Origin of the sequence: Bacteroides caecigallinarum (assembly GCF_021530995.1) — a bacterium.
GTDB classification, from domain to species: Bacteria; Bacteroidota; Bacteroidia; order Bacteroidales; family Bacteroidaceae; genus Phocaeicola; species Phocaeicola faecigallinarum.
This window is the reverse complement of record NZ_JADYTF010000158.1, coordinates 1-5,912: the sequence shown is the minus strand read 5'-3', so window position 1 is coordinate 5,912 and position 5,912 is coordinate 1. Positions and strand designations below refer to the sequence as shown.

Genomic DNA, 5,912 nt, shown 5'->3' with positions numbered 1-5,912 from the left:
GGAATCAACAACAAGATAAAGGTCTTGAAGAGAGCGGCATACGGATTTAGGGATGAACGATACTTTGAGCTAAGGTTATATGCACTCCATGATTGCCGCATCACGCGAAATGTCGGATGAACCATATCTTTTGATAATGTTTCCCGGATGAGGTTTGTGCAACATTATCGGACGTTTATTCTCATTGCGGTATATGACTCTTGACCCTGATGTCTTGCCCTTGTTCGACTTTTCATATCCGAATATGGACAATAACCTTTCCATTTCATCAAATGTAACTATAAAACAGTTACAATCAAAGGAAATTGACAGATATTACCAATATTGCGATTCTTACTGTATTACATTGAAACAAATCAGTTCAAAATCGTCAGGCCCCTTAATTTTGTCGACAAAAATAAGGTCTAAAGCTTATAATTACGCTTTATTAGCTAATTAGCTTATACTCTCCTTCAATTTCCTTATCATCTCAAAATACTCCCTTTTCTTCCTCGGCTGTTTATCCGTAGCAAGTCTTCGCTCCAAAGTCTTTATTTGAGCCTCAACCTTTGCTTTCTTCTCATCAGCCTGTATTTGTTCCGTAAGCGACCTGCCTTCCTCAACATCAATCTGCCCCACCTGCTTTATGATATTCTCCCATACAGCATCAAGGTTTTAAAAAAGTCTAATATTTTGTATAGCTAATATTTTAAATTTATCACATTATCCCGAATGAATTATGCCAAATTACCGAAAAAAGTCATGCCAAACTACCGAAAAAAGTCATGCCAAATTACCGAAAAAAGTCATGCCAAACTACCGAATATTAAAAAAATATAATTATATTTGCAGTTATTAATAGCTTGATTCATGGATAATTACAAACAAAGAATAATGGATAGCCTGCTTAAAAAAAAGTTGCAGGCTAAAGGAGCTGTACTAATTGAGGGACCTAAGTGGTGTGGCAAAACCACTACAGCAGAAGAGATAGCGGCAAGTAAAATATTATTGGCCAGGACTGATATAAAAAACAATTTCAAGAACTTATTAGAAATAGATATCGATGTTGCATTGTCCGGAAAAACTCCAATGCTCATTGATGAGTGGCAAACAGTACCTAAATTATGGGATGCAGTAAGATATACTGTTGACCACCGTCGTAAAATGGGACAGTTTATATTAACAGGGTCTGCTGTCCCTGATAAAGAAGCTGAAAAAGAAATAGAACATTCTGGAACAGGACGGTTTGCTTGGTTGACAATGCGTCCAATGACATTATTTGAATCTGGAGAATCAAACGGAAAAGTCAGTCTTGGATATTTATTTACAGCTCCAGATAAAATTTTAGAGAAAAATGAACTTAAACTACAAGATATTGCATTCTTAATTTGTAGAGGCGGCTGGCCTTTATCAGTTGGTCTTCCTGAAGAAGCTGCATTGGAACAAGCTTTCGATTATTATGATGCAGTAACAAAAGAAGACATTACTAAAGTAGATGGGGTTAAAAGGGCATCAGAACGAGTACAACGTTTGATGAGAGCGTATGCACGTCACCAAGGAACACAAGCTTCAATTGCAACATTAAAGGAAGATCTAAAAAATAATGATACAGCTATACTTGATGATGATACTATAAGTTCTTATCTTGAAGCATTAAGGAAAATATTTGTAGTAGAGGATATGCCAGCCTGGAATCCAAATCTTCGTTCTAAAACTGCAATTCGTACTACCGATACACGTTATTTTGTTGATCCATCTATCGCAACAGCAGCATTAGGATTAGGACCTGCCGATTTAATCAACGATTTGAACACAATGGGATTCTTTTTTGAAACAATGTGTGTAAGAGACTTGCGTGTATTTGCAGATGCTTTAAATGGAAAAGTGTATCATTACCGAGATAAAAGCGGACTGGAATGCGATGCTGTGGTACATCTTCGAAACGGAGAATATGGTCTTATAGAAATCAAATTAGGAGGCGAATCATTGATAAATGACGGAATAGAAACACTCAATTCATTAACAGAACAGATTGATACTTCACGTATGAAAGCACCTGCTTTTAAAATGATATTAACCGCAACAGGCGAATATGCTTACCGACGTAAAGAAGATGGAATCTATATCGTTCCTATAGGATGCCTAAGGGAATAATTATTCTTAAAAACGAGACAATATCTACAAAAATATAACTAATAAAAGTAATAGAGTGGATTCAGGCATGAGTCCACTCTACTACTTGTTTTTTGTGGCGTGAGACTACAACATCGTTGCAATCTATTATTACAATACCGCCTTGATATAGTTTTTGTGAGGTTAAATACCATTTTCCATACTAACCTCCTTTTTTATTTTAAATATTCGAAAATGGACAAAATTATGCCAATCACCGAAAATTAAGTTTCTTACTGTATTACTATAAAACAAATCAGTTCAAAATCGTCAAGTCCCTTAATTTCGTCGGCAAAAAGATTACCCTGCACTCCGCTAAGGAAACTGTCAATATCGCTTGATTCCTTTACGTCAAGTATGGAACTGACGGCATCCCCCAAAAGATCGGAATAGCGTTTCATGTCCTTGCCGTCGTTTGTGGCAAGATTAAACTCGTGACAGAGTTCCCTGACCGGTTCATGTATTCCCTTGCAAAGGAAACGCATACGGTCCAGCAATTCTTTTGGCGACAGATGATTGATGACCACTTCTCCGTCATTGGATATATAGACCATATAAAATGGATGCAGACGGTTTTTCCTGTCTATATTGACAGAATTGTTACGGTTCTTCAACACATAAATTACTCCGGCAGGACAATCGTCCGTGGCGGGCACTATGGCATGAAGTCCGAACGGTGTATGTTCTACATCGGAATTGTGCTTCATATAGTCGAGCAGGTCAAGACGGAACTCGTTCAGTCCGAGATCCATTATAGACACTCCTGTATTCATTTCCTCTATGTCTATCACTTCTTCCTGCAAGCGTTTCAACTGTTCACGGCGGTATTCCAAGTCGCCTTTTTCCTCGTCCGTAAGCGGATTGTCATCGCCTGTAGATGTCATAACAGACACTTTCATGCGTGCCTCTACTCGTCCTTTAAGGTCGATATATTCATCAAGAGTCATATCCGGCCAGTAATTGACAAGCTGTATCACATCGTTGCGGCTGCCTATACGGTCTATTCGTCCGAAACGCTGGATTATGCGGACAGGATTCCAGTGGATATCATAATTTATCAGATAGTCACAATCCTGAAGGTTCTGTCCTTCGCTTATACAGTCGGTCGCTATAAGTATATCTATACTCTCTTCGATATTAGGAAATATGGCTGCTTTCTCCTTCGATATAGGCGAAAACAGCGTAAGAACTGTATTGAAATCAAGCTTCTGTTTCAATTTCAGAGTGCTGCGTGCTTCTATATCACCGGTTATCAGAGCCGTATGCAGTCCTGTCTTTTCGAGTATCCGTGATGCAAGATTGTCATACAGATATTCTGCGGTATCGGAGAAAGCGGTAAAGATTATCACTTTCCTGTTTCCCGGATTTATAGGGTTCTCTATCTTGTTGCGCAAATCTGCCAACAATTGTTGCAGCTTGCTGTCATGCTCAGGAGTTATATCTGCAAGCATAAGCAAAAGCAGATTCAGGACTTCTATATCCTGTTCAAGAAACTCTTTCCAACTGATATAGTCCATATCGGCAAGCGCAATCTGCGATTTCTTTCCGCCTATGAAAATGCTGTCTTCATCGTCCATGTCAAGGCCGTACGGCATTTCATATTCTGCCACCATTCCATAGTTCTCGTATGAATCCGTTTCATCAATCTTCTGAAGTGTGGAACTGATGAAAGAACGTATGCGTTCAATGGTCAGGCGGAAAGAGTTTACAGAACTTTCCAGACGTTTCAACAAGTTGGCACTCATAAGTTTGCGCAAACCGCTTTCGCGTCCTGCCATAGTCAGTCCGGTATATTCATCATTACTGTTCAGCCTGGCATATTTGGATATCTTGCTTGGCAGGATAAACAGCGACGGGGTATATATAGCGAGATTAAGCCTCTGCAGAAGCTCAAATATCTCATTATAGTTTATCGCACTGTCCAAATCAGTAAGATGCGGACGGCGCGACAATGGCTTCAGTCTTTGAGGGAACTTGCCTATGTCGGCTGTATTGTAATACTGCTCTATATGACGGCGGCTTCTGGCTATCGTTACCGAATCAAGCACCTCGAAGAAATCAAAGCTAAGACTGTCGAGCAGACGTTTTGTAGTTCTGTGTTCCGGTGGAAGTTTCGACCAGCGGTTATATGCTGTCTGAGCCTGACGGAATATATCCTCAATGCTGTTCTGTGTATCAAGCAAATCGTCAATATTCTTAGACTCGCCTTCGTATGCCAGGGCTATCTGGTTCTTGAGGTCATTGAAACGGTTGTTCACCGGAGTGGCAGAAAGCATAAGAACTTTTGTCTTTACACCCTTACGGATTACCTTGTTGAGCAATTGCAGATATCTGTTCTCTTTCGGATTTTCATCATTTTCGTCTGTAGTAACCTTACCGCCGTTACGGAAATTATGACTTTCGTCTATCACTACAAGATCATAATTGCTCCAGTTGATATGGGCAAGGTCAAGACCGTTAGACTTTCCGCCTGTGCGCGACAGGTCGGAATGAAACAGTATATCGTATCTCAGGCGGTCGGCAGCTATAGGATTGTTCAGATAGTTGCTACGGTATGTTATCCAGTTGTCGTTAAGCTTTTTAGGGCATAACACCAACACGGACTTGTTTCTGTTCTCGTAATATTTTATTACAGAAAGTGCGGTAAATGTCTTACCCAGACCAACATTGTCGGCAAGAATACAGCCGTTATACTTTTCAAGTTTGTTTATAATGGCAAGACAGGCATCTTTCTGGAAATTATAAAGTTTGTTCCAGATTATACTGTTCCTGAATCCGGTAGCCTCATTAGGTAATACATCTTCGGAAATATCTTCAAGGAACTCGCTGAATATATTGTAAAGAGTAACGAAATATATAAAGTCGGGAGAGTTTTCCTTATAGGCATTTGTAATATTGTCAAGTACCTCATCGGTGACAACTTGCATCTTTTCGGTATCATTCCAGAGATTATCGAACAAAGTAAGGAACTGCTGCGAGAACGGTGCTTCCATCTTGTTAATCATGGTATAGGCATTGTTTCCTCGCTCACAGCCCAAATCTACTGTAGTGAACCCGTTTACAGGCATATAGCTGACAGTGTCAATATTGACAAAACCCATCATGTTTTCGTTTGTACGGTTGGACTTGAAACATACTTTTTTCTTTATCCATTCCGCGCACTCGCGTGCAATAGCTTTCTGCGACAATTCATTACGGAGTTTTATCTCAAACTCAGAACCGTAAAGACTGCGCTCACGGTTAAGTCGCGGAATATAAAACTCACGTTTCTGCTTGTCTGTTTTCTCTGTAACGAATGTTGGAGATGTAAAGATAAAACGTAACTCCTTAATATCTTTAAGCTGTTTCTTCAATTCATGAAAGGCATATATAGAGAAACAGGAAGCAGCTATAGAAATTCTGCTCCCGCTCTTTATTTCCGCTATAAAATCATCTTCAGGGTTTTATGTATATTATCTATAATCTCCATCGTAATGTCTTTCTATGTAAAAATATTTACAAAGTGTATTATAAAAAACTATTATGGTAAAGATAATAAAAATTCCTTAATAAATACATCCAGTAATTTAAATATAGTAAGAACAGAAAATTCTTCTTTTCATAAATGAAAATTGAGTTATCCGGGAATTCCGAACAACTCATTCCTTTATCTTTAAGTTATAATTTACTTTTTGTCACAAATCCACGATCATCTCTTACTTTACAAATCAAAACAATCATCATCCAGAAAAGAAAAGTTAATCACATGAATACATATACTT

The 5,912-nt window shown here is 38.8% G+C and carries 4 protein-coding genes and 1 pseudogene; 2 read left to right on the top strand and 3 right to left on the bottom strand.

From position 1 onward, the window contains the following. On the top strand, nt 1-120 hold a 120-nt coding region (locus I6E24_RS15070; RefSeq protein ID WP_235328481.1), incomplete at its 5' end, for a transposase. On the opposite strand, the gene I6E24_RS15065 is transcribed toward I6E24_RS15070, so the two are convergent. Both I6E24_RS15065 and I6E24_RS15060 read right to left on the bottom strand, forming a co-directional pair. After that, nucleotides 76-264 (bottom strand): type II toxin-antitoxin system HicA family toxin, encoded by a 189-nt coding sequence (locus tag I6E24_RS15065; protein ID WP_235329404.1) that lies wholly within the window; start codon nt 262-264, stop codon nt 76-78. The two genes, I6E24_RS15070 and I6E24_RS15065, sit on opposite strands and share 45 nt — an antisense overlap. A 171-nt stretch (nt 265-435) precedes the next feature. Then, nucleotides 436-642: pseudogene (locus I6E24_RS15060) on the bottom strand (DUF4391 domain-containing protein); the annotation flags it as partial. A 207-nt stretch (nt 643-849) separates the two neighbouring features. Between I6E24_RS15060 and I6E24_RS15055 the strand changes: the two are divergent. Beyond that, on the top strand, nt 850-2,133 hold the full coding sequence (locus tag I6E24_RS15055; protein ID WP_235329402.1) for an ATP-binding protein: 1,284 nt from the start codon (nt 850-852) through the stop codon (nt 2,131-2,133). Nucleotides 2,134-2,384: 251 nt separating this feature from the next. Here I6E24_RS15055 and I6E24_RS15050 read toward each other — a convergent pair whose 3' ends face one another. Then, nucleotides 2,385-5,576, bottom strand: a complete 3,192-nt coding sequence (locus I6E24_RS15050) for a helicase-related protein (RefSeq protein WP_394800420.1) — start codon at nt 5,574-5,576, stop codon at nt 2,385-2,387. Between the last annotated feature and the right edge of the window lie 336 nt (nt 5,577-5,912).